This window comes from Spirochaetota bacterium (genome assembly GCA_017999915.1).
In the GTDB taxonomy this organism is placed as follows: Bacteria; Spirochaetota; UBA4802; order UBA4802; family UBA5550; genus RBG-16-49-21.
This window is the reverse complement of record JAGNKX010000020.1, coordinates 66,134-90,700: the sequence shown is the minus strand read 5'-3', so window position 1 is coordinate 90,700 and position 24,567 is coordinate 66,134. Positions and strand designations below refer to the sequence as shown.

General features: G+C 58.3%; 15 protein-coding genes. 11 read left to right on the top strand and 4 right to left on the bottom strand.

Going from position 1 to position 24,567, the window contains the following annotated elements; genetic code table 11:
* Positions 1–711: 711 nt before the first annotated feature.
* The gene (locus KA369_22135) at positions 712–2,067 is read left to right on the top strand and encodes a butyryl-CoA:acetate CoA-transferase (GenBank protein MBP7738691.1); all 1,356 of its coding nucleotides are present in this window, start codon (positions 712–714) and stop codon (positions 2,065–2,067) included.
* 135 nt (positions 2,068–2,202) lie between these two features.
* On the opposite strand, the gene KA369_22130 is transcribed toward KA369_22135, so the two are convergent.
* The gene (locus KA369_22130) at positions 2,203–4,029 is read right to left on the bottom strand and encodes a long-chain fatty acid--CoA ligase (GenBank protein MBP7738690.1); all 1,827 of its coding nucleotides are present in this window, start codon (positions 4,027–4,029) and stop codon (positions 2,203–2,205) included.
* A 447-nt stretch (positions 4,030–4,476) separates the two neighbouring features.
* Here KA369_22130 and KA369_22125 point away from each other — a divergent pair, with 447 nt between their 5' ends.
* From KA369_22125 to KA369_22095, 7 genes are all read left to right on the top strand, one after another.
* On the top strand, positions 4,477–6,540 hold the full coding sequence (locus KA369_22125) for a SpoIIE family protein phosphatase (GenBank protein ID MBP7738689.1): 2,064 nt from the start codon (positions 4,477–4,479) through the stop codon (positions 6,538–6,540).
* 307 nt (positions 6,541–6,847) lie between these two features.
* Positions 6,848–8,677 (top strand): AMP-binding protein, encoded by a 1,830-nt coding sequence (locus KA369_22120; protein ID MBP7738688.1) that lies wholly within the window; start codon positions 6,848–6,850, stop codon positions 8,675–8,677.
* A 147-nt stretch (positions 8,678–8,824) separates the two neighbouring features.
* A complete protein-coding gene (locus tag KA369_22115) occupies positions 8,825–10,651 on the top strand; it encodes an AMP-binding protein (GenBank protein MBP7738687.1) in 1,827 nt (608 codons plus the stop codon).
* Between the two features lie 276 nt (positions 10,652–10,927).
* A complete protein-coding gene (locus KA369_22110) occupies positions 10,928–11,152 on the top strand; it encodes a hypothetical protein (GenBank protein MBP7738686.1) in 225 nt (74 codons plus the stop codon).
* A gap of 171 nt (positions 11,153–11,323) precedes the next feature.
* The gene (locus KA369_22105; GenBank protein MBP7738685.1) at positions 11,324–12,301 is read left to right on the top strand and encodes a WYL domain-containing protein; all 978 of its coding nucleotides are present in this window, start codon (positions 11,324–11,326) and stop codon (positions 12,299–12,301) included.
* An 88-nt stretch (positions 12,302–12,389) separates the two neighbouring features.
* A complete protein-coding gene (locus tag KA369_22100; GenBank protein ID MBP7738684.1) occupies positions 12,390–14,393 on the top strand; it encodes a cation:proton antiporter in 2,004 nt (667 codons plus the stop codon).
* Positions 14,394–14,437: 44 nt separating this feature from the next.
* On the top strand, positions 14,438–14,866 hold the full coding sequence (locus tag KA369_22095; GenBank protein MBP7738683.1) for a DUF3124 domain-containing protein: 429 nt from the start codon (positions 14,438–14,440) through the stop codon (positions 14,864–14,866).
* Between the two features lie 22 nt (positions 14,867–14,888).
* Here KA369_22095 and KA369_22090 read toward each other — a convergent pair whose 3' ends face one another.
* On the bottom strand, positions 14,889–15,641 hold the full coding sequence (locus KA369_22090) for a DNA methylase (protein ID MBP7738682.1): 753 nt from the start codon (positions 15,639–15,641) through the stop codon (positions 14,889–14,891).
* A 166-nt stretch (positions 15,642–15,807) separates the two neighbouring features.
* Here KA369_22090 and KA369_22085 point away from each other — a divergent pair, with 166 nt between their 5' ends.
* Complete coding sequence (locus tag KA369_22085) at positions 15,808–18,006, top strand: hypothetical protein (GenBank protein MBP7738681.1); 2,199 nt, start codon at positions 15,808–15,810, stop codon at positions 18,004–18,006.
* A 183-nt stretch (positions 18,007–18,189) separates the two neighbouring features.
* Here the strand turns inward: KA369_22085 and KA369_22080 are convergent, their stop codons facing one another.
* A complete protein-coding gene (locus tag KA369_22080) occupies positions 18,190–18,813 on the bottom strand; it encodes a hypothetical protein (GenBank protein MBP7738680.1) in 624 nt (207 codons plus the stop codon).
* A 224-nt stretch (positions 18,814–19,037) separates the two neighbouring features.
* Between KA369_22080 and gatA the strand changes: the two genes are divergently transcribed.
* Both gatA and gatB read left to right on the top strand, forming a co-directional pair.
* A complete protein-coding gene (gene gatA, locus KA369_22075; GenBank protein ID MBP7738679.1) occupies positions 19,038–21,926 on the top strand; it encodes an Asp-tRNA(Asn)/Glu-tRNA(Gln) amidotransferase subunit GatA in 2,889 nt (962 codons plus the stop codon).
* On the top strand, positions 21,923–23,692 hold the full coding sequence (gene gatB / locus KA369_22070; GenBank protein MBP7738678.1) for an Asp-tRNA(Asn)/Glu-tRNA(Gln) amidotransferase subunit GatB: 1,770 nt from the start codon (positions 21,923–21,925) through the stop codon (positions 23,690–23,692). The genes gatA and gatB overlap by 4 nt, the downstream gene beginning before the upstream one ends.
* On the opposite strand, the gene KA369_22065 is transcribed toward gatB, so the two are convergent.
* Positions 23,670–24,311: a hypothetical protein gene (locus KA369_22065; GenBank protein ID MBP7738677.1), complete on the bottom strand. Its 642-nt coding sequence runs from the start codon at positions 24,309–24,311 to the stop codon at positions 23,670–23,672. The two genes, gatB and KA369_22065, sit on opposite strands and share 23 nt — an antisense overlap.
* Between the last annotated feature and the right edge of the window lie 256 nt (positions 24,312–24,567).

Genomic DNA, 24,567 nt, shown 5'->3' with positions numbered 1-24,567 from the left:
TCTTCATCGTGGGGAGCAAAAAGGTATCTGAATATGGATCATCTCAAAGATTTGCTTATTGATATAGCATAGGAAGTAACGTCAGTTAGAGGAAAAAGAAAAAAGCGAAAGATTATTGACACTATCCCCCGCCGGGCAGGAGGCCCGGCGTCGCGAGGATGGCCCAGGATGGGCCTTCCGGAGCGAAAGGCGTAAGGCTCTTATGGTCATCGCCTTAAAACGAGAAATCAACTCAATCTTCCAAAAACAGAAAAACCTGAAAACCATAACAGGCATCAAAAGTTAGCCCGTCGCGGCATTTGAGCGACCCGGAGGGGGGAGCGCGAGGCCGCCTTTTTCTCGACCTCCTGTCGAGTGGCGGCAGGGGAGCATCCTGCTCCCTCGATGTCGGCCGGGGGGGCGCCTGACAGGATGTCAGTAGTGCCGGCGATTACACGGATGTAGTATCGCCGGCCCTTCCCCCTCGCACAACCCCGCCCCGGTACGGGGCGAATCCCCCTGCCCTGGAAGGGCATAAATAAAACACAGCCCCGGTCCGGGGCAATATGCCGACCCGCTCCGGATCAATCTGCCCCCTCCCTGAAACAGGGCATTAAAATGAAACATCATCCCGGTTCCCGGGATGCCTCTAATAACAAATTCCCAGCCTTGACATCATTCAGAATCGCTATATCTTGAAGACAGGCACTAAAACAAAAAGGAGGCACCGCCATGCAAAGGATCCCCCAGAAACTCCTGGACGAATACAAGAGCAAGCTGGCAACCCCGTCCGAGGCAGCGTCAAAAATCAAATCCGGCGACAGGGTCTTTTACGGCGAGTTCGCCCTCTTCCCCGAAGCCGTTGACGGGGCCCTGGGCGACCGGGTGGGCGAACTGGAGCGCGTAGACATACGCAGCATCTGCTTTACCAGGGTCCCCAAAGCGGTGGAAAAGGACCCGGAGCGGCGCCACGTGATCATGAACGACTGGCATTTCGGCAAGGCTTCCAGGAAGCTCCACGAGCGCGACCTGTGCAACTATATACCCATCTCGTACCACCAGGGGCCGCGCATCACGCGCAAGTACCTGGACATCGACGTCACCGTCATCACCACGGCGCCCATGGACAAAAACGGTTATTTCAATTTCGGCCTGGCCAATTCGGTCACCGGGGCCCATCTTTCAAAATCGAAAAAGATCATCGTCGAGGTCAACGAGCACGTTCCCTATTGCCTGGGCGGCAACTTCGAATCGATCCATATCTCCGGGGTCGATCATATCGTCGAAGGGAAAAACAATCCCCTGGTGGAGGCTCCCCCGGCGCCCCCCGGCGGCGTGGACTGCCAGATAGGAGGCCACATCATGAAGGAGATTGAGGACGGGTCCACGCTCCAGCTCGGCATCGGCGGTCTGCCCAATACCATCGGCCAGCTCATCGCCGAGAGCGACCTGAAAGACCTGGGCATCCACACGGAAATGCTCGTCGATTCATGCGTGGACCTGTACAGGGCGGGGCGCATCACCGGCCGCTACAAGACCGTGGACCGGTACAAGATGGCCTACACCTTCGCCCTTGGCACGCAGAAACTCTATGATTTCCTCCACATGAACCCGACCTGCGCGTCATACCCGGTCAACTACGTGAACGACCCGCGCGTGATCGCCTTCCAGCCGAAAATGGTGGCCATCAACAACGCCGTGGAGATAGACCTCTTCAGCCAGGTCTGCTCCGAGTCGGCGGGGACGCGGCAGATATCGGGCACCGGCGGCCAGCTTGATTTCATCCTGGGGGCGTTCCAGTCAAAGGGCGGCAAGGGGATCATCTCCCTCAGCTCGACCTATACCAACGGAAGCGGCGCCGTGCGCTCCCGCATTGTGCCGACGCTCCAGCCGGGCTCCATCGTCACCGTGCCCCGCTCCATCGTGCAGTACGTAGCCACCGAATACGGCATCGTCCAATTGAAGGGATGCTCCACCTGGGAGCGGGCCGAGCGGCTAATCAGCATCGCCCATCCGGACTTCAGGGATAGCCTTATCCGCCAGGCCGAGGAGATGAGGATCTGGGTCAGGAGCAATAAAATTCCCTGAGTTGCCCCTCCGGTGACCGGGACCATGACGTGCGTTTACCTGTGCAGGCGAATACCTTTTTGGCCGGGGATGCGGAAAGCATGGGGAAAAACGAGGGCGGGGTTACGAAACCCCGCCCTCGTTTTATAATTGGGTTTATTCTTTATACAATCCATCGATCGTATCCTTGTAGTTCTTCAACACGATCTTTCTCTTGACCTTGAGGGTCGGCGTGAGCTCGCCCGATTCCTGGGTGAAGGGCTGCTCAAGAAGCGCGAAGTTCTTGATCTGCTCGACCCTGCCGAGGGGCCTGTTCAGTTCGTCCACGATTTCCTTGAACTTTTTCAGAACCTCGGGGTTCTTTATAAGCTTGCCCGGTTCGGTATCGGCGATGCCCTTCGATTTCGCCCACTTCGCCACCTCGGGGAAGCAGGGAACGATGAGGGACACGAGGAACTTCATCTGGTCCCCGATTACTGCCATCTGCTCGATAAAGGGATGGGCGATGAACATGCCCTCGATCACCTGCGGGGCCACGTTCTTGCCGCCGGCGGTGATGATGATGTCCTTTTTGCGGTCGGTGATCTGGAGATAGCCGTCCTCGTCGATGAGGCCGATGTCGCCGGTGTGGAACCAGCCGTCCTTGGTCAGGACCTCCTTGGTGTCGGCGGGCCTGTTGTAATATCCCTTCATGACCTGGGGTCCGCGGATCATGACCTCGCCGTCATCGGCGATCTTGCACTCGGTCCCCGGGAAGGCCGGGCCGCAGGTGGGAAGTTTTATCGGCTTGATGTAGCTGAAGGTGTTAAGGTGCGTCACCGGCGTGGTTTCGGTCAGGCCGTAGCCGAGGTGCACCTCGACGCCGATGGCCTGGAAGAACTCATTGATGTTGACGGCCAGCGGCGCGCCGCCGACGCCCAGGACGACCATCCGGTCAAGGCCGAGGGCCGCCCGGAGCTTGGAAAAGATCACCTTGTCCGCCAGCTTGTACGTCACGCTGTTGGGAAAGGGTATGGGCCGGCCGGAAATCTTGTACGGTACCGCCTTCCTGCCCGCCTTCATGGCCCAGTTGAAGAGCTTCTTCTTGCTCTCCGGCGCCTCCCGCAGCTTCGCCATGATCCCTTCGTGGAGCTTCTCCAGCACCCGCGGGACGTATACGCAGGCGTAGGGCCTGATGTCGTTGAGGTCGGCCACGAGGGTATCAGCGCCCTTGGTGTAGGCGATCGTGCCGCCCTCATGGATGAAGGAGTTATACCCGATGGTCCGCTCCAGCGAGTGCGACAGCGGCAGGAGGGAGACGCAGAGGGCCTCGAAGTTTTCCTTCGGGAAGGGATGGTGCTCCAGGAACTGCTTCACGTTGATGACAAGGTTGTTATGGGTGAGCATGACCCCCTTGGGATTGCCGGTGGTGCCGGAGGTGTAGATCAGGGTTGCGGTCTCTTCAAGGTTGATCTTTCTCAGCCGCTTGTCGATCTCCTTCTGGTTCAGGTTCTTCCGGCCGATGGCGAGGGCCTCGGAAAACTTGGTCACCATCTTGTCCTTGTAATCGAGGTTGTCGAAAACGATGATCTCCTTGAGGTTTTTCAGGTTCTTCTTTTCGCCCAGGAGGTTGTCAACCTGGAACTTGCCGGAACACATGCAGATTTTCGCCTTTGAATCGTTCAGGATATAGGCCGCTTCGGGGCCGGAGTTGGTCGGGTAGATCGTGGCGTCCGCCGCGCCGATGGCGAGCGATGTTATGTCTGAAATGCACCATTCGGGCCTGTTATTTGAATAGATGGCTATTATATCTTTCGGCTTGATCCCCTTCTTGATGAAGTATGACGCAAGGGCGTCAACCTGCTCATTGGTATCTTCATAGGTATAGTCTTTCCAGTCTTTACCTTCCCGGATCTTTGCGAATACTTTTTTAGGATGTCTTTCCACCCTGTTCTTGAAAATGCCAGGGATAGTCGTTTCATCATAAGGCTTAAATGCACCCATAGGGGACCTCCATTTTTTATTTATAGATATATATCATCCAGCGATTTACACCGTGGAATCGGCCAGCACTATCAACATGAATAGTCCTGTAACCATTTTTGACATTGGCAATAGTATTGTCAATGAACAACCGGCCTGATTCAGGAAAAGATTGATCATAAATCAAAATTTCTTACGCCTGTTCAATGAAATCCCGATTTTACGAGGGACCCTTAATTGTATTGACAAGCCTGAAACTTTTAACATAACCTGTTTACGATTATCCATCTTACCAATAAATATATATATTTTCTTAAAATAACTGTCCGAATCTTAAAAACATGATGCGTAACAGCCATCCCGCTCCCGGGAAGGCCCTGCAGGGGTAGTATATGTTTCTTCGCCCCTTGATTAAAGCATACAGAGAATAATGCGCCAGGCCCATATCTCATCGAAAGGACTGTCTTAATGACCAAGCTCGCACCGCCAATTCTCTGCTTTATCATCATGGCGCTCCAGGCTCCGGCTTTCGCGCTGAAGCCCCTCGGCATCGATGGTCCCCTTTCGGGAATATCGATGGGTAGGCATATTGAATACTACGAGGACAGGACGAAAAATTTCACCATAGGCGACCTCACGGCACCGGGAAACAGGATACAATGGACCGCGTCAGACAGGACAGCCCAGGGCTTCGGATATTCCCGGAGCGCCTACTGGATCCGTTTCACCGTGAGGAACGGGGCAGGCCATGATATTACCTGGCTCCTTCAGCAGCGGTATCCCCTGATCCACCACCTCAGCCTCTATATGCCGGCCGGACCGGCGCGGCAGGGATACCGGGAAACCAGGACAGGCACTCTCGCCGCCTTTGCCGTCAGGCCCCTCCGGCACCGGACCTTCGTGTTCCCCATTACAACGCCGGCCAATTCCGTTGAAACCTATTACATGAGATATGAAAGCGAAGGGGCGGTGAACGTCACCCTCCATGCCTTTTCCCGGGATGAGTTCCAGAGGAAGTGCGAGAACGAATCGATATTCATATGGATACTGGTCGGCATCTTCCTGATCATGATCGTGTATAACTTCATACTCCTTATCTCGTTCAGGGACATGGGCTATCTCTACTACGCGCTCTATATCGCGTCGTTCCTGGCCCTGTTCATGTCCCTCGAAGGGATCGCCTATCAATACCTGTGGCCGGACGCGATATGGTGGGGCACCTATAACAGGCCCATATTCGTCGGCATGACCCTCGGCAGCTTGGGTCTTTTCATGCGCCGTTTCGCCGACACGAAAAATTCTTTTCTATATATCGATCGTGTTTTCAAGGCATTCATCGCGACGGCGGCTCTGGCCGCGGCGGTATCGCCTCTTATCGGCTTCCGCCTGAGCATGTCCGGCATGGCCTTGCTTACCGCCCTGTACGCGGCCTTTTCCCTCGGGGCAGGCATCTACCTGTCGATACGAGGGTCGCGCCAGGGACAGTTCATCCTCGCGTCGTTCTGCCTCCTCATGGTCGGGGCCTTTCTCTACGCGCTCAAATCCTTCGGGTTTCTGCCGGACACTCCCGTCACCAACTACAGCGTCGAGTTCGGCGCGGTCATCCAGATCACCATACTCTCCCTGGGACTCGCCGACCGGATCAACTCCATGAGGAAGGAAATGGAGGGGCTCACGCGGACCATGGACGACAAGGTGAACGAGCGGACCGAGGAGCTCCTCTCCCTCAACGACGAGATGGCGGCCATGAACCAGGCCCTCATCAACGCCCGCGACGAGATATGGGGCGAGATGGAGCTCGCGAAAAAGATCCAGACCGTCCTGCTCCCGGTCAATCCTGTTGTCCGGGGCTACGAGATCTCCACCTACATGAAACCCGCCCAGGAAGTCGGCGGCGATTATTTTGACATCATAAACATCAGGGAGAGCGACTGGATCGTGATCGGCGACGTGTCCGGCCACGGTGTGCCGGCCGGCCTGATCATGATGATGGTCCAGACCGCCATTCACTCCGTCCTCGAGCTGCGGCCAGACGCGAGCCCCTCGGAGCTCCTGGTGCATTTGAACAACGTCATCTCGGAGAACATACGGAAGGTCGGCGGCGACAAGTACATGACCATAACCGTCATGGCCTGCATCAGGGACGGCAGGTTCTTCTACTCGGGCCTTCACCAGGACATCATGATTTACCGGCTGCAGAGCCGCTCCGTTGAGATCTGCGAAACGGACGGGATGTGGCTTGGCATTTACAGCAACATCCAGGGCATGGTGTCCGACAGCACCCTGACCCTCGGCGTGGGCGACACTCTCCTCCTGTTTACCGACGGCATCACGGAGGCGATGAAGGCCGACAGTCCGGCCGGCCCGTCGCCATCGGAAAGCAACATGTTCGGCCAGGACAGGCTCCGGGAGATATTCTTGCGGCTCGGAGACCGCGCCACCGGGGAGATCAAGGCCGGCATTCTGAAGGAATTATCATCCTATACCACCTACGACGACGTTACCATGATGATTCTCAAGCGAAGGGAATAGAAACCTGTACAAAGCAGCGCGCCATGTCGTGGTGGACATCGCTATGGTTGATCACAAAGAGCGGCTACCATCACGGAAATTAATTAGCAAAAATTGGCGATATACTATTCACAGCCTGTTGCATATTATTATATTTGGATATATTAGATTTGTTGCGTAACTGCGTCTCGCGCTCGCGGTCCCGACTAGTCAGGATGCGGGGGCTTGCAAGGGCTTTGCCCCTTAACCCCGATTATACGATTATGATTTGCAACAAGTCTATCAAGATACATCAGGCAACCTATAATACGATACAAGGGAGGTCCCCATGATTCAATTCACGAAGGAACAGATCGAGCAGCTTGATAAATATTTCTACGAACCGAGGAACCTGGTGGACCTCTTTGAAGGAACCGCCGCGAAATGGGCGGACCGGCCCTCGCTGGGCCAGAAAGATCCGAAAACCAAGGAATTCATATTTCTCACCTACCGTCAGCTGGCGGAGCGGATCAACAACATGAGGGGCGCCCTGAAAAAGCTGGGCCTTCAGAAGGGCGAAACCGTGGGGGTCATTCTCGGCAATTCCGTTGAATGGTTCATTCTTGAAAACGCGACCCACGGCCTGGGGGGCCGCTTCATCCCCATGTACGAGAAGGAGCTGGTGAACAAATGGCGCTACATGATAAAGGACAGCGAGGTCAAGTTCCTGTTCGTGAGAAACCAGCCCATCCTGGACAAGGTCAAGGGCTTTACCGCCGACTGCCCCGCGCTGAAGGAAATTTTCCTTGTGTACGGCGAGGGCGACAGGGCCATGGAGTCCCTGGAAAAAATGGGCAGGGCCAATCCGACCCCGCCCTACAAGCCCCACTGGAGCGAGGTCGCCGTCATCATCTATACGTCCGGCACCACCGGCGACCCCAAGGGCGTGGTGCTCACCCACGGGAACCTGACACACTGCTCCCAGGCCGGGTATAAAGTCTATCCGGAGCTGAACGAGACGTCGGTGGCCCTTTCGATACTCCCCTGGGCCCACTCCTACGCCATCAGCGGCGAGCTGCATAATTTCATCCAGTTCGGCGGCTCCATAGGCGTCATGGAGTCCCTGGACACCCTGTCACAGGACATCAACGCGGTGCGGCCGACGCACCTGATAGCTGTGCCCAGGGTGTGGAACAAGATCTACAACGGGATACAGATGACCATGGAGGAGGCGGGGGGCCTCAAGAAGAAGCTCTTCGACGCGGCCTGCGCCGAGGCAAAAAAATGCCGCGGCAAGCGGAAGAGCCTGAAGCTCACCATCCTCGACAAGCTGGTCTTCGACAAGGTCCGCGCCCGCTTCGGCGGCAGGCTCATCGGCTCCCTGACGGCGAGCGCGGTCATGAACCTGGACATCGCCCTCTTCTTCCAGGACATCGGCGTGAAGATATACGACTGCTACGGCCTCTCGGAGACCTCTCCGGCCATCACCATGAACGCTCCCGCGTGGGGCAACAGGATCGGCAGCGTGGGCAAGCCCCTCATGGACTGGCTGGTGAAGATCGACAAGTCCCGCGTCGGCGAAGACTCGAAAGACGGGGAGATCCTCGTCTACGGTCCCCAGGTGATGATGGGGTACCTCAACAAGCCGGAGCAGAACGCGGCCATCTTCACTTCGGACACGTGGAACGGCTTCCCCGGCATCAAGACCGGCGACCTGGGCCGCTTCGACGAGGACGGCTTCCTCTACGTGACGGGACGGTACAAGGACGAGTACAAGCTCTCCAACGGTAAGTATGTGCACCCCGAATCGATCGAGACGGACATCAAGCTGGTGCCCCACGTGGCCAATGCCTTTGTGTACGGCATGGGCAAAGAATACAACGTCGGCATTCTCATTCCCGATTTCGCGACCATTCGCAAGGATCCCCACACCGCGCAATGGGCCTCTCTGAGCCCGGCGGAGCTGGTGAACAACCAGGATTTCAAGGACTTCCTGATCATCGAGGTGAACGATCAATTGAAGAAGAGCTTTGCCAGTTACGAGATTCCGAGAAAATACGTCATAACCGACCAGGATTTCACCCTGGAGAACGGCATGCTTACGCAGACCCTCAAGGTCGTCCGCGGCGAAGTTGAAAAAAATTACAAGGGCACGCTGGACAAGCTGTATACCGAGTAGATCCCGTGTTCCCTGCCGGCAACCGGCAGGGAACACCCATCTCATGCCAATCGCCGTTCCCGGGAAGCCGGTTTTGAAACCGCGCGATTCGTCGAAATGACAGTGTTTGAGTAAATTCATTTTATTATACATATTAGGGAGCACACTATGATCAAGTACACGCAGGAACAGATCAAGCAGCTGGATCAGTATTATCCGGCGCCGAACAACCTGGTCGACCTCTTCGAGCAGGGAGCGGCAAAATTCGCCGGAAGGAACGCCATCGGCCAGAAAGACCCCGTCACAAAAGAATACCGGTGGACGACCTTTGCCGGGCTGGCGGAGCGGATCAAGAACGTCAGGGGCGCCCTGAACAGGCTGGGCCTGGCGAAAGGGGAATCCGTCGGCGTCATCCTGAGCAATTCGGTGGAATGGTTCGTCCTTGAGAACGCGACCCACGGCCTGGGAGCCTGCTTTGTCCCCATGTACGAAAAGGAGCTTGTCAACACCTGGAGGTACATCATCAGGGACAGCTCCCTGAAATTTCTCTTCGTCCGGGACAGGGCCATCTATGACATGGTGAAGGGATTCAAGGACGAGATCCCCACCCTGAAGGAGATATTCCTTGTCTACGGCGACGGCGACTCGTCGCTGGCCGCGCTGGAAGCGATGGGCGCGAAAAACCCGGTGCCGTCTTACAAGCCCCACTGGTCGGAGATCGCCGAGCTCATCTACACCTCCGGCACCACCGGCGATCCCAAGGGAGTGCTCCTCTCCCACGGCAACCTGACCGCCTGCACGAAATCGGGCGTGTATGTGTTCCCCGAGCTGAATGAAAACACGGTGCTCCTCAACATCCTCCCCTGGGCCCACTCCTACGCCCTCTCCGCCGAGCTCCATGCCGTCATGGTTTTCGGCTGCTGTGTCGGAATCATGGAATCGGTCGACACCCTGGGCCAGGATTTTCTCGCCATACGGCCGACCTATATCGTCGCCGTCCCGAGGATCTTCAACAAGATCTACAACGGCATACAGCTCACCATGGAAGAGGCGGGGGGCCTCAAGAAAAAGCTCTTCGACGCGGCCTGCGCCGAGGCCAAAAAGCGCCGGAACAGGAGGAAAAGCCTGAAGCTCATCATCCTGAACAAGCTCGTCTTCGACAAGATCCGCGCCCGCTTCGGCGGCAGGCTCGCCGGCGCCATGACCGCCAGCGCCCTCATGAACCCCGGCATAGCGGAGTTCTTCAGGGACATAAGCATCCCCACCTACGACTGCTACGGCCTCACGGAAACAGCCCCGGCCATCACCATGAACTCCATGCGCCTGGGCAACAGGTACGGCACCGTCGGCAAGGTCGTGCCCAACATGCACGTGAAGATCGACAGGTCGCGCACCGGCGAGAACAACCGCGACGGAGAGATCGTGGCCTACGGCGCCCACATCATGATGGGGTACCACAACAAGCCGGAGCAGACGGCGGCGATCATGGTGGAGGACACCTGGAACGGCTTCCCCGGGATCCGCACCGGCGACATGGGGTGCTTTGACGACGACGGGTTCCTCGTCATCACCGGAAGGTTCAAGGACGAATACAAGCTCGCCAACGGCAAGTACGTCCATCCCGAATCGATCGAGACCGACATGAAGCTCATCCCCCTCATAGCCAACGCCTTCGTGTACGGGGATGGAAAGGAGTTCAACGTCAGCATCGTGGTGCCGGACTTCCAGGTCATAAAAAAGGACCAGCGCACGGCGAAATGGGCCCAGATGAGCCCGAAAGATATCATCGCGGACAGTGATTTCCAGGCCTTCATGACCGGCGAGATAAGCAACCATCTCCGGAAAACCTTCGGCGGCTACGAGATACCCAAGAAAACCCTTTTCATCGAAGAGGACTTTACCAGGGAGAACGGCATGCTCACCCAGACCCTAAAGCTTATACGCCGCGAGGTGCTGAAAAAATATGGCGATGAGCTGTCGAAGCTCTACAGCTGATGAAACATGCCCGCGGGAAGGCGCCGGACGCAGTCCCGCGGGCCCATGTTTTCCCCGTCATAATCCGGCATCCTCAGTCATATGACATAATTAACATCTCAATGCACACACGGCAAAAATAACCCCATCACAACTAAGAAATAGTCCTACGGCTGCCTGCGAATTTTTCTTACAAGAAATTAGGATGCTCTCCCTATTTATTTTTTTTTGATTTATATGTATATTATCAATACATTATGTCTATGCCACATAAAAAGAATTTCGGGGGTGCGGGATATGGGCTACTATATTGATTTCATAGAAGCATTGCGAGCGGACAGGCTACTGGCCAGGGAATTCAAGAAAATGATAAAGGACCATTCGTCCGAAGAATTGAATCTCTGGTTCGAGACCAAGGGCTACGAGGTGGGCATCGAGGAATGCAATATCATCATTCAGAACAATAAACCCAATTTTTATGTAATGGAAGAGGCCATACCGTATCTGTTTCTCACCCACTGACTCCCTTCAGGGCAGAAGCGCGCTTTATTTTACCCGGCATACCGATAGCATAGAGCAGAAAACCGCTTAAACCTTCATGAAATCCCGGTTGACATCTCCTTCCGGCGACGGTAGATGCATAAAAGTGAAGGATTACAATCATCCGCTCCCCGGGGCGCCGAGGTTTAAGCCATGTCAAAGTTCAAACCGCAGTTCGGGAGGCTCCTCTTCATCGATAAAAAGCTGAGGGCCGGCCTCTACCCCAACAGCACAAGCCTTGCACGCGAGTACGAGGTGAGCCCGCGCACCATCCTGCGCGACATCGACTTCATGCGCGACATGCTCGACGCGCCCATCGAGTATGACGCCGAGAGGCGGGGCTTCCATTACACGGAGGAGAGCTATTCCCTTCCCAACATCGCCATCAGGGAGAGCGACCTCTTCGCCATCTGCATCGCCGAAAAGGCCCTGGAACAGTACGCCAACACGCCCCTCTATGACAAGCTCTCGTCCGTGTTCGAGAAGCTGCGGTCCTTCCTGCCGGACAGCGTGACCGTGCGGCCCGGGTGGATCGACAACCGGTTCACCTTCCTCTCGGAAAGCTTCACCGCCATCGACCCGGCCATATGGGAAACCGTGGCGGAGGGTCTCCGCGCCTCGCGGCGCGTCGTCATCACCCACCGGAAGGCCGGCGGCGAGGCGACCACGCGCGCCGTGTCCCCCTATCACATGGTCAACTACCGCGGCGAATGGTACCTGGTGGGCCGCTGCAGCGTCAGGGAATCCGTCCTCCGCTTCGCCATGTCCCGCATCAGGAGCGCCGTCCTCACGGACCAGGCCTTCGACATCCCGGCGGACTTCGACTTCCGGACATACCTGGGGTCCCATTTCGGCATCATGACCGAGGACGAGGACCGGAGGGTCACCATTGAATTCTCCCCTGCCCAGGCGCCCTACGTGGAGGAGCGCACCTGGCACAGCGGCCAGACCGTGACCAGGAGGGACGACGGGTCGATCCTGCTTTCCTTCACGACCAATTCGCTCTTCGAGGTGAAGCGCTGGGTCCTTTCCTGGGGCGCCGGCGCCCGCGTGATCGAGCCTGAGTCGCTGGCGCGCCAGGTCCGGGAGGAAATGGAATCCGCCCTGCGCCGCTACGATCATCAGCCGTGACAGACACCCGCTGTCAGGCGCCGCCGTTAAAAAATATTTGACATTACCCCTTCCGCCGGTCACCTTCAGATGAGGCAACGCACGCATCATGGGAATCGCCGAAGACATCATCATCATAATCATCGCGGGTCTGATCGCGGCCTATGCGGCGCACCGGATGAGGCTCCCCCTCCTCGTTGGATACATTGTCGCCGGCATCATCATCGGCCCCTTCACCGGCGGCGTCACCGTGACCAACGCGCACCAGATCGAGCTCCTGGCGGAGATCGGCGTGGGGCTCCTCCTCTTTTCCATCGGCCTGGAGCTCTCTTTCAAGGAAATACAGGAGGTGCGCGCCATCGCCCTCATCGGCACGCCCCTGCAGCTGCTTATCACGATCCTCTTCGGTATCGGCATCGGCTACTGGATGGGGCTCCCCTGGACGGCGTCGATCCTCCTCGGAACGGTGATCTCCCTTTCCAGCACCATGATCGTCATCAAGACACTCATGAGCCGGGGATTCATGGGGACCCTGTCCAGCAGGGTCATGATCGGAATGCTCATCGTCCAGGACCTGGTGGCGGTGCCGATGATGGTCATCATACCTCAGCTAAACAATATCAGCGGAAGCCTTCCCCTGGTCGGCATCACCCTGCTTAAAGGCGTGCTGGTCCTCGCAGTGGTCATGATCGCCGGCACCCGCGTGATCCCGTACATCATGAAGCAGATTGCCCGGCTCAATTCGCCGGAACTTTTCCTGCTTTCCATCGCGGCCCTGGGCCTCGGCACCGGCTACGCCACCTACCGGCTGGGCCTCTCCTTCGCCCTGGGGGCCTTTGTGACGGGACTGGTCCTGAACAGGTCGGATTACGGCCACAAGGCTCTCCATGACATCATTCCCCTCCGCGATATCTTCGGCCTCATCTTCTTCACCTCCGTGGGAATGCTCATCGACCCATCGTACCTGATCGGCCATTACGGCACGGTCCTTCTCCTCGGCGCCGTCATCATGGCCGGCAAGTTCGTCATCTTCGCGCTCCTGTCGCGGGCCTTCGGCTATTTCAACATCGTGCCGATCGCGGTGGGACTGGGCCTGTCCCAGGTGGGGGAATTCTCCTTCGTGCTGGCGCGCCTGGGCCTCGGCGCCGGTGTACTGACCGGCGAAATATACTCGCTGATCCTCACCACGTCCGTCGTGACCATGGTGGCGTCGCCCCTGCTGTCGATGCTGACCACGCCCCTCTATTCCCTGAAAAGCCGCTTCTTCAGGAAAGAGCGGTTCCGGGTCGATAATATTCCCCGCGAAGGCCTGCGGGACCATGTCATCATCGCCGGCGGCGGCCGCGTCGGCAATGCCATCTCCTCCGTCCTCCACCGCCTGGAGTACCGGTTCGTCATCCTGGAGCAGGACTTCGGCAGGTTCGAGGCGTCGAAGCGGAGCGGCTACCCGGTCATCTACGGCGACGCCTGCCAGGAACCGCTGCTGGCGGCTGCCAGCGCCGGATCGGCGCGCCTTCTCATCATCACCGTGCCGTCCCTCATGGTGGCGCGGGGAATCATCGGCATCGTGACGCGGGTCAATCCGTCGCTGAAGATCGTGGCGCGCGGCAACAGCATGGAAGAGATGGAGGAGCTCCGCGCCCTGAACGTGCACGAGGTGGTGCAGCCGGAATTCGAGGCCGGCCTGGAGATACTGCGGCAGGCCCTGCTCCATCTGGACATCCCGGCCCTCTCGATCCTGAAATACACCGACGACATGCGCCGGCTGAGCTACTCCCCCGCGCCGGGAGAAGGAGACGCCGGCCGGCTGCTGGCGAACCTGAAAAGCGCCTCCTACCTGCTGGAGATGGAATGGTTCACCGTCATCCCCGATAGCCCCGTTATCGGGAAATCAATCGCCGATCTGAAAATACGGACCGCCACCGGCGCCACCGTGGTGGGCGTGTTCAGAAACGACAGATTCGAGCCGAACCCGGAATTCAACTTCACTTTCATGCGGGGCGACGTGGTGGCCGTCATAGGCCAGTGCGAAAACAGGAAGAGATTCGAAGAATTGATAGATCCCGCCGCCCGTCGCGGCGAAACATGCGACAATCACGGAGGTATGGTATGATGCAGAAAAAAAACCTGGCGCTCTGCGCCCTCGTCCTCGCCCTCATGGCAGGCCCGGGCGATCATGCGGCATCAAAGATCATGTTTAAGACAGGGCAAACCGTTTACGTCCCGGCATACTCGTCCATATATCACGGCGACAGGGAGCGGGAATTCAATCTCGCCGTGACCCTAAGCGTCAGGAACACCGACGTGTCCAATGCCATCATACTTGAAAAGGTCGACTACCATGACACGGCGGGTAAAATACTGAAACGGTACCTGCCGGTGAAGCAGGTCCTGAAGCCCCTGGAATCGACCCAGTACGTGGTGGCGGAATCGGACATCAAGGGCGGGTCAGGGGCCAACTTCATTGTAATATGGCATTCCGCTAAACCGGTGAGCGAGCCGGTCATCGAAGCCATCATGATAGGCACCGGCGGGCAACAGGGGATTTCCTTCACGTCCCGCGGTGTGGCGATCAGGGAGAAGTAACCTCCCGCGGCCCCGGCCGCCGTCAATACGATTCGATCAATCCGCGGACCTCGCCGCCGTCCCTCCGGTCCGCCGCCGGCTTCCCGCCGGCTTTCGCCTTGCGCATGATGAAGAGATAATGGAACCCCCGCAGGAAATAATTGTGCTCGATGGCCGCGGTATGCCAGTTCCGCTTCTGGAGCTTCGCGTTATGGCGCTTCACGGCGATAATATCCACCGGCTCGAATTGCTTCTCCATGATGGAAAAGAGCCTGAACCCGATCGGCATGAAGGGCTTCCCCTTTTCAAAAGAATCGGACACGTAGAGGGCCATGAAGCGGTCCGGCCTGAGGATGCGGTGGATCTCCCGTATCACCCCCTCCATGGCGCGGAAGTATTCATCGCCCCGTGCCGAGAGCTCGCCGATGCACTCCGGCAGGCCGCTGTAGCGGATATGGTTCGAATAGGGCGGATCCACGAAGACGAAATCCGCCTTTTCAGACTCCAGGGGGAGCTTCCGGGCGTCGGCCCGAAAGATATCGTCCCGTATCGGCGCAAGATCATAGCCGAGGGCGCGGCGCCCCAGGTCGCGGGCCACCTCAAGGGTGGTGCCGCTTCCGCACATGGGGTCCACCACCAGGTCCTTCGGCTTCGTGTACCGCGCCAGGAGGTTCCAGATGATGTAGGCCGGGGTCGCTCCCTGGTAATCCTTATGCGATTCCATTTTACGATCATACTGCTGGGAAGGATAGTCCCAGAAGGTCGTTGTCTGCGGCTTCAGTTCCGGTTTTGCCATAGGTTCCCGCCTCGTGTCGGTGAAATTAGTTGCCACCCCTCGGCGCAAGAAGTCAAGAGTATTTCAGAACTGCCCCGGTCAGTGGGCCTGACTATTTTGTATTGACAGCATGATTGAAATGATATATTGCATATCGTTATGGTTCAATAGCTAACGGGGGTAGAACATGACACGCCAATACGACCGTTCCCTTCTTCTGGGTCTTCCCCGACGGATGTTTCTGACCACGGATTTCATCACCTACTTCGTGACCATCCCCTTTACCTCGATAATGTCATACCTGATGATCGATATCACAGGCACACAGACGATCATCTATTTCTCAGCCATACTCCTGATCATCGGCGCGGCCTGCACGGTGACCCTGGTGAGCTACCGGAAGCTCTTTTCACCCATCATGGCCTATTTCAAGGGGGCCCTGGAGTCAAGCGATGTGAGCGACGAGGTCTTTTACAGGGCCAAGAAGAGCTTTTTCTCGCTCTCACGGAAACGCTCCCTGGAAGCGCTCATATCGTGGTGCGTTCTCATGCCCGCGGCGATGCTCCTGGTGGCGCTCCTGTTCAATCCGACCCTGAAAGCCATCGTTGTCATCACGTCCCTCTTCTTCATAAGCGCCATGACCATGTCGTGCATCTATTATCTCACCATCGAGCACCACACCCGGCGCATCGCCCGAACCGGCATCTTTTCCCGCATGGCCGAGGGAGAGGAGAAGATGAAAACGCGCATGAGCACCTCCCTCTCCCTGGTGATCATAGCCTTCGTGGCGGTCTTCTGCGGCCTCCTGGTGCCGATATCCTTCACCATCATGAACAATACCATGTACCGGGACCGCCTGGAGCAGATGAAAAGCGCCCTGTCCCTCATCAGCGGCCGCGCCGCCGCCATCTATGACTACGAGGGCGACGATATCACCCGCCTCCAGGCCGGCCTGAAAGAGGCCATGGCCGAGGTGAAGCGGGACGGCCGGTACGCGGTCATCATCGAAAAGGACGGCACCGTCATCGCCCACCCGGTCGATTCCATGGTCTACCGCAGGGCCTCCGAGTTCTCCTGGGGCCCCGGCGTCCTTTCCCGGGACAGCGGCTGCTTTGAATTCAAAGATGGGAAAAGCGGCGCTCCCATGATAGCCTGCGCCTTGACGAACAGCGCCTACGGATTCAGGGTCGCCTACATGACCGGCCGGGCCGAGATCGACAACGCCGGCAGGACCATCGCCGTCTTCATGCTGGCCTTCGCCGTCCTCTGCCTCGCCCTGATGGGATTGGGCATCTACCGCCTCGTGGCCTACCGCCTGGCCCCCCTGGAGGAATGCCGCGCCGTGATCCAGGAAACCGGACGCGGGAACCTGAGCCAGGACGTCATCAGCTACTCGACGGACGAGCCGGGAAGCATACTTCTGACCATGAGCGCGTTCCTGGCCCAGCTGCGCTCCATCATATCGAACAACCAAGGGGTATCGAGCAACCTGGCCAGCGCCTCCCTGCAGATGTCCACCACGGCGGAATCCTTCTCGACGAACGCCCAGCACCAGGCGTCGACGGCTGAAGAGGTCACCGCCACGGCCGAGGAGGTGTCGGCCGGGGTGGACAAGGTCGCCGACGACACCCAGCGGCAGTACGAGGGGATCACCCAGCTCCTCACCCTGATCAGGGAGCTCGACCGGAGCATCAACGAGACCGCGGCGATGATACGGGAGACGGCGGAAGCCTCGTCCCGGATTTCCCAGAAGGCGCGGGAGGGGGAGCAGTCCCTCACCGGGATGAACGACGCCATGACCAGGATCAACCAGAGCTCCGACGAGATGACGGGGATCGTCAAGATCATCAACGACATATCGGAGCGGATCAACCTTCTGTCGCTGAACGCGGCCATCGAGGCGGCGCGGGCCGGCGATGCCGGCCGCGGCTTCGCGGTCGTCGCCGACGAGATATCGAAGCTCGCGGACCAGACCGCCACCAGCATCAAGGAGATCGACCGCCTCATACAGGCCAACACGGAGCTGATCCGGAACGGCATGGTATTCATCGGGCAGACGACGCAGAACATCGGCGCCATCATCGACGGTGTCACCACCATCACCGGCCGCATGGGAACCCTCACGGAAAACATTCGCCACCAGGTGGAGATAAAGGACTCCGTCACGACCGAGGGGGACGCGGCCCAGGGGCGCTCCGACCAGATCCGGCTCGCCACAGACGAGCAGAAGCGCGCCATGGAGGAGATTGTACGGTCCATAACGCGTATCAACGAGCTCACCCAGTCCATTGCGGCCGGCTCCGAGCAGATGACGGCGAACCTGAAGGACATTGAGCAGATGGCGGAGACGCTGAAGGAAGGGATCGAGTATTTTAGGATTAATTAGCAGGCGCGGTCACGTGACCGCGCCCTCTGTTTAAATTACCCTCACCTCGCCTCCGGCGCGCCCTCTCCTATGAAGCTTGGGCATAAGGAGAGGGCTCCGCAATAAATACCTTTGTCTTTTCTCCCCTCTCCTTTTTTCAACTTTTAATGGGAGAGGGGCCGGGGGTGAGGGCGCAAGTAAGGTCTACGAAAAATACCCATGTATCCGGTGAAGCTCCCGACGCGCGGCGACACGATCCTCCAGCTCCCGGTAAAAAACCTCGCGCTTCGACGGAGGTACCCGCTTCGGAGCGGGGATTTCCCGCATCAATCCGCGGAGCAGTTCCGGCTCATGGATAAGGATGCCGTAATAATACCAGTCACCGGCAAATTGCGCCGCGTAGAGGACTTCCTCATCGGCCAAGTCATCCCGGGCCGGGCAGGTAAAAATCTTTCCCCTGTAATTGAGAAAGCATTCCTGGCGAAGGTCCGGCGGCTCCTCTTCCCGGCCAAGAAGGCACCCGGCGATTCTTTCCCTGCTGATAAATCCGACGAAGGGACAGCGGGGACAATCCTGGAAGAGCGCCGGCGTTGTAATATGAAAAAGCGCGTGAGAAGGATCGACATAATAAGATCCGGTCATGGCGCTCCGGTAGGCGATCATTTTTCTTATCAGGAAATCCCTGCTGTAGGCCTTCATAATCCTGGCGCGGCGGATGAAGAGCCCTTCAATTTCCTCCCGGCTTGCCCGGTAGTTGTGGCTGCCGCAGCAGAGGGAGCATGAGGCCCCGAAGCCGGGCCTGCAGATGTTGATAGATGGAGTTATCATTTCGAATTAATGCACAATCGTTTCATCTGCCTGTCAACAATCTTCCTCGCAGAAAAATATTATTAGCAACACTAAACAATGAGGGTAAAAATGTTAAGTCCGTGTAAAATAACTCTAATAATTACCATCATCAATGAAACAGCTATTGACAGCATAACGCCATAATAATTATTTTACCTTTGTTCATGGGTACGTCGCCAAATTAACGATAACGAGAATCGCCGATGATTGACCTGAGCGGAAAAACATCTGAAGAGATCATAGGATTGGTGGAAAAACGGGAACTCTCCTGCGAAGAACTGGTAAGGAGCAGCCTTTCTCTCTATGAAACATACGATCCGGTGCTGGGGTGCTTCATCTCGGTATACCCGGAAGATGATCTCATCAACCAGGCCAGGGAAAGCGACCGGCGCAGGGGATCCGGATCCCACCGGGGCCCCCTGGACGGCATTCCCGTGGCGATAAAGGACAACATGCACTCCCGGGGCATCGCCACCACCTGCGCGTCGGAAATACTGGGGGGATATCTCCCTCCCTACGACGCCACGGCCGTGGCCCGGTTGAAAGAGAGCGGCGCCGTCATTTTCGGCAAGACGAACATGGACGAGTTCGCCATGGGCTCCACCTGCGAGAACTCGTCGGTAAAGATAACGCGCAATCCCTGGGACACGAACCGCGTTCCCGGCGGCTCCTCCGGAGGATCGGCGGCGGCCGTGGCGGCCGGCATCGTGCCCCTTGCCCTGGGCAGCGACACCGGCGGCTCCATACGCCAGCCCGCGTCCTTTTGCGGCATCACCGGGCACAAGCCGACGTACGGCCTGGTCTCCCGCTACGGCCTCGTGGCCTATGCCTCCTCCCTCGACCAGATCGGGCCCCTGGCCCGCGACACCTACGGCTGCTCCCTGCTGCTGAGCGCCATCAGCGGCTTTGACCCCCATGATTCAACGTCCCTGTCATCCCCTGGGTCCGGCGGAACGGAGACTCCCGGCGCGACCCTGAAGGGAGCGCGGATCGCCGTCCTCCCGGAGCTTTACCAGGAAGGTATATCGCCGCTCGTGCGCGAACAGTTCGAGCACGCCCTCATGGTCCTGAGCGGCCTCGGCGCGGCCGTAGAGCAGGCGCCCATGCCGTCGCTCCATTACGCCATATCGGCGTACTACTTCATCGCCTGCGCCGAAGCGGCCTCCAACCTGTCGCGCTACGACGGCGTGAAGTACGGGTACCGGGGCGGCAGCCAGCGCGACTACCAGGAAATGCTCTTCGACACGCGTTCCCGCGGATTCGGCAGGGAGGTGAAAAAGCGGATCCTCCTCGGGAACTTCGTGCTCTCGTCGGGCTACTACGACGAGTATTACCGCAAGGCCCTGAAGGTGCGCGCCTACATCAGGGACGAGATGATGAAGCTCCTGAAACAATACGACGCCATCGCCATACCGACGACGCCGGACATCGCCTTCCCCCTGGGGGAAAGCCAGAGCGATCCGATGAAGATGTACCTCTCGGACGTGACCACGGTCATCGCGAACCTGGGCGGGCTCCCGGCCCTGTCGGTGCCGGCGGGCCTGGTCCACTCCATGCCCATCGGCCTCCAGCTTATCGGCCGTCCCCTGGACGACGGCAGGCTTCTCGCCATGGCCGGCCTTTACGCGAAGGAGCGAGGCCCCCTCGCCGCGCCTCCCCTTGATAAGATACTGGACAGCGACGCACCATCCGGTGAAACGGCGAAAAAAGGGAACGGCCGCGAAACCCCGTCGGTGTCCGCCTACACGACTGAATTCATAGGCTCAATTTCGAAATCATACATGAACCGCGAAAGCACAATGGAGGACCGCGTCTTCTGCAGCGGTCTCGCGGGCCACCTGGACAGGCGCGTCACCATCGGAGGATGGATCCACCGTAAAAAGAGCCTGGGCGGCATCGAGTTCTACGAGCTCCGCGACCGCACCGGCTTCACCCAGCTGGTCCTCGAGGGCGGAAAACAGGACGAGCGCATCGGCCTCGAGACCGTGGTGGAGGTCACCGGAAAAGTGACGAAGGAGGAGCGGAGCCCCTTCGGCAACATAGAGATAAAGGTCGAATCGTTCCGCATACTGGGCAAAGCCGATGCGGCCCTGCCGGTGCCGTTGAACCGGCCCCCGGCGAACGTCAACCTGCCGACCATCCTGGACAACAGGACCGTATCCGTGCGCAACCCGGACATCCTCAGGGCCTTCCGCCTCCAGTCGGAGATCGTCAGGCTCTTCACCACGTATCTACACGGCCACGGCTTCACGGAGATCAAGACACCGAAGATCATCTCCTCCGGGACCGAGGGGGGCACCAACATCTTCAAGGTAAACTACTTCGGCCGCACGGCCTTTCTCGCCCAGTCGCCGCAGTTCTACAAGCAGATCATGGTGGGAAGCGGCCTGGAGCGCGTCTTCGAGGTCGGGCCGGTGTTCCGCGCCGAGCACCATGACACCATCCGCCACCTGAACGAGTACATCAGCATGGACTTCGAGATGGGCTTCATCAGGGACGAGCAGGATGTAATCGACATGCAGGAGGCCCTCCTCCGCGCCATGTTCGGCGAGCTGATCAGGACCTGCGGCGACCTCCTGGACGACGGGGGCGCGTCCCTCACCTTCCCCGGAAGGATCCCCCGCATCCACTACCTGGACGCGCTGGAGATCATCCGCTCCGCCGGCGGCCGCCTCGAAGAGGGAGACATCTCGCCGGAGGGGGAAAAGATCCTCTGCAGCCATTTTGAGAAGGAGAAGGGATCCCAGTTCCTGTACGTTATCGGCTACCCGGTCAAGAAGCGCCCCATGTACACCATGCCTGACGAGCGCGTGCCCGGCTACACCCGGAGCTTCGACCTCCTCTACCGCGGCATCGAGATCACCACCGGGGGCCAGCGGATCCACGACTACGAGATGCTGAAGGAAAACATGAAGATGCTCGGGTTCAACCCTGCGGAATTCCGTCCCTACCTGGAGACCTTCCGCTTCGGCATGCCGCCCCACGGCGGCCTCGGCCTCGGCCTGGAGCGCCTTACCATGAAGATCATGAATCTGAAGAACATCAGGGAAGCGAGCCTCTTCCCCCGTGACATCAACAGGATAACGCCATGACAGACAAGACCCCCGTTAACATAGACCGTCTCATAGACCTCGGGTCCTTCGAGGTGACCGGCGCGGAGAAGCAGCAGTTCCAGGGCGAGCTCGCCGATTTCCTGGAATACGCCCGGGTCATCAACGGCGCGCCGCAGCACCTGCCGCCGGCGAGCCACGCCGTGGACAAGGAACAACACCTTCGCGACGATACGGCGGCGCCATGGCTGGACCGGGAGGTCCTCCTCGGCAACGCCCCAGCGCTCCAGGGCACGAGCTACCTGGTGCCGCCCCTGGGGGGAAGCTCCGGCACCGAAAAGGAGCAGGAGCCCCGCAAGGCAAGAGCGGGGAGCGGGGACTACGAGGTCGTCATCGGACTGGAGGTGCACGCCCAGCTGAACACGTCGACCAAGCTCTTCTGCTCCTGCCCGACCTCTTTCGGGAAGGACCCCAACAGCAACACCTGCCCGGTCTGTTCCGGGCAGCCGGGAGCGCTCCCGGTGATGAACCGCGAGGTTGTGACCATGGCCATCATGGCGGGCCTCGCCATGGGATGCGCCATCAACAGGCGCTCCCTTTTCGCGCGGAAGAACTATTTCTACCCGGACCTTCCCAAGGGCTACCAGATATCACAGTTCGAGGAGCCGATCTGCAGCGGCGGCTCCGTGGAGATCGAGGTTGACAAAACATCGAGAACAATCCGCCTCAACCGGATACACATGGAGGAGGACGCGGGCAAGCTGGTCCACGTCGGGGCCCCGGGGATCTGGGGATCCAAGGCCAGCGCGGTCGACTACAACCGTTCCAGCGTTCCCCTGATCGAAATCGTTTCCGAGCCGGATATAACATCGCCGGCGGAGGCCCGCGAATTCATGGTGATGCTCCGGGCGATACTGGTGACCCTGGGGATCTGCAACGGCAACATGGAGGAAGGAAACCTCCGGTGCGACGCCAACGTGTCCCTGCGCGAACGGGGCGACACCGAGCTGGGCGTCAAGGTGGAGATCAAGAACATGAACTCCCTGAAGGCGATCGAGCGCGCCCTGGCCTACGAGATCACGCGCCTGGAGCAGATGAAGCGTACCGGCACGCCCATCGAGCAGGAGACGAGGCTCTGGGACGACAGCTCACAGAAGACGGCCCTCATGCGGAGCAAGGAGGAGTCCCACGACTACCGCTATTTTCCCGATCCGGACCTGCTGCCCCTTACCGTTACCGATGAATGGATCGAGTCCGTGCGCGCGAAACTGCCTTCCATGCCCCTGGAAAGAAAAATGCGGTTTGAGCGCGAATTCTCCTTCACCGAATCGGAGGCGCGCCTCTTCATGGTCAATCCAGCTTACGCGGATTTCTTCGAGAAAACGCTTGAGCACTACGGTAACGCGCGCAACCTCGCCAACTGGCTCTTCTCGGAGCTCCTCTCCCACGAGGACGATTTTGAAAAGCTCCATATCACCCCGGATGACTTCGCCCGGTTCCTCGCGAAGATAGACAGCGGCGATATCAGCGGACGGCAGGGGAAGGATATCCTCCGCAAGGCCTTTGATGGCAGGGTAACACTGCAAGAGATCCTGGAAGGAGAGGATCACGCCCAGATCACCGACCGGGCATCGATCGAGAAGGCGGTGGAAGGGGTCATGGCGTCGCACCCCGGCCAGGTTGGGGAGTACCGGAACGGCAAGACCAGGGTGCTGGGTTATCTTGTCGGCGCGGTCATGAAGGCCACCGGCGGTAAGGCCAACCCCGCCCTGGTGAACGAAGTTCTCACAGATAAGCTGAAAGGCTGACCTTTTCCTCCCGCCCGATCTCCCGCGACACCGTGTGGATATAGACACCCACCCATCCATACACGAAGGGAAGCCACGACGGCGCGCGGCCGAATAGCTCCTTGTGAGCAAACTCATAGTACCCGACGGACGGGGCCAGGAGCAGCGCCTCGGCGAAGGTCCCCGCGTAACCCACCAGCAGAAAAGCCGTTACAGAATGACCTGAATAGTAGAGCGCGACATACAGGAGCGACGCGGTATAGAGGGTAAAAAAAACCGTCGGCTGATGCTCGTAACCGAGAAGGGCAGCGGAGAGGAAGTATCCACCCGAAACCATTATGATGGCAAGGATGATGGTTATCCAGTCCGGTATGCGCCGGCCCTTTTCCGCGCCCAGCAGCCGGTCTGCTACCAGCATCCTGAATATTACCCATAAAACAAGCACACCCATTCCGATGCAGGCCATCTGCAGGGGCAGATACCAGGGCCAATTCGCGTCTGTTATGGTGAAGTTGCTGATGAGATAACGTTCGACCCCGGTCCAGGCATGGAACAGATTAAGGGGCCCGATAAGAATCGCCCCTGCGGCGGCAGCGGCGAGGAGCGGTTTCTTCCACTGTTTCATGGTCAGGTTAACCATACAAATCCCCCATTGTGTTCAGCTGAATATTGCTCTGACCCCTATGGGGCCGATAGTTATCGGTACATCCGGAATTCTGAGGCTTTGATGTAAAATCCCGACAATCCGGGCTCTGACCCAGTAATAAAAATATACCGATAACAATCGGTATATATAATACTTATCAAGACCAGATTTACTCTGACACTGTAAAAAAGACAGATAGTTATCGGTGCCAGAGCAACCTTATGCTTACTCTGGCACCGGTCAGTACCGC

Excerpts from the sequence above, each read along its gene's own strand:
- KA369_22110 (MBP7738686.1), top strand. The coding sequence starts at position 10,928 with ATGGGCTACTATATTGATTTCATAGAAGCATTGCGAGCGGACAGGCTA.
- KA369_22080 (MBP7738680.1), bottom strand. The coding sequence starts at position 18,813 with ATGATAACTCCATCTATCAACATCTGCAGGCCCGGCTTCGGGGCCTCA.
- KA369_22130 (MBP7738690.1), bottom strand. The coding sequence starts at position 4,029 with ATGGGTGCATTTAAGCCTTATGATGAAACGACTATCCCTGGCATTTTC.
- gatB (MBP7738678.1), top strand. The coding sequence starts at position 21,923 with ATGACAGACAAGACCCCCGTTAACATAGACCGTCTCATAGACCTCGGG.
- KA369_22105 (MBP7738685.1), top strand. The coding sequence starts at position 11,324 with ATGTCAAAGTTCAAACCGCAGTTCGGGAGGCTCCTCTTCATCGATAAA.
- KA369_22095 (MBP7738683.1), top strand. The coding sequence starts at position 14,438 with ATGGCAGGCCCGGGCGATCATGCGGCATCAAAGATCATGTTTAAGACA.
- gatA (MBP7738679.1), top strand. The coding sequence starts at position 19,038 with ATGATTGACCTGAGCGGAAAAACATCTGAAGAGATCATAGGATTGGTG.
- KA369_22065 (MBP7738677.1), bottom strand. The coding sequence starts at position 24,311 with ATGGTTAACCTGACCATGAAACAGTGGAAGAAACCGCTCCTCGCCGCT.
- KA369_22135 (MBP7738691.1), top strand. The coding sequence starts at position 712 with ATGCAAAGGATCCCCCAGAAACTCCTGGACGAATACAAGAGCAAGCTG.
- KA369_22115 (MBP7738687.1), top strand. The coding sequence starts at position 8,825 with ATGATCAAGTACACGCAGGAACAGATCAAGCAGCTGGATCAGTATTAT.
- KA369_22120 (MBP7738688.1), top strand. The coding sequence starts at position 6,848 with ATGATTCAATTCACGAAGGAACAGATCGAGCAGCTTGATAAATATTTC.
- KA369_22125 (MBP7738689.1), top strand. The coding sequence starts at position 4,477 with ATGACCAAGCTCGCACCGCCAATTCTCTGCTTTATCATCATGGCGCTC.
- KA369_22100 (MBP7738684.1), top strand. The coding sequence starts at position 12,390 with ATGGGAATCGCCGAAGACATCATCATCATAATCATCGCGGGTCTGATC.
- KA369_22085 (MBP7738681.1), top strand. The coding sequence starts at position 15,808 with ATGACACGCCAATACGACCGTTCCCTTCTTCTGGGTCTTCCCCGACGG.
- KA369_22090 (MBP7738682.1), bottom strand. The coding sequence starts at position 15,641 with ATGGCAAAACCGGAACTGAAGCCGCAGACAACGACCTTCTGGGACTAT.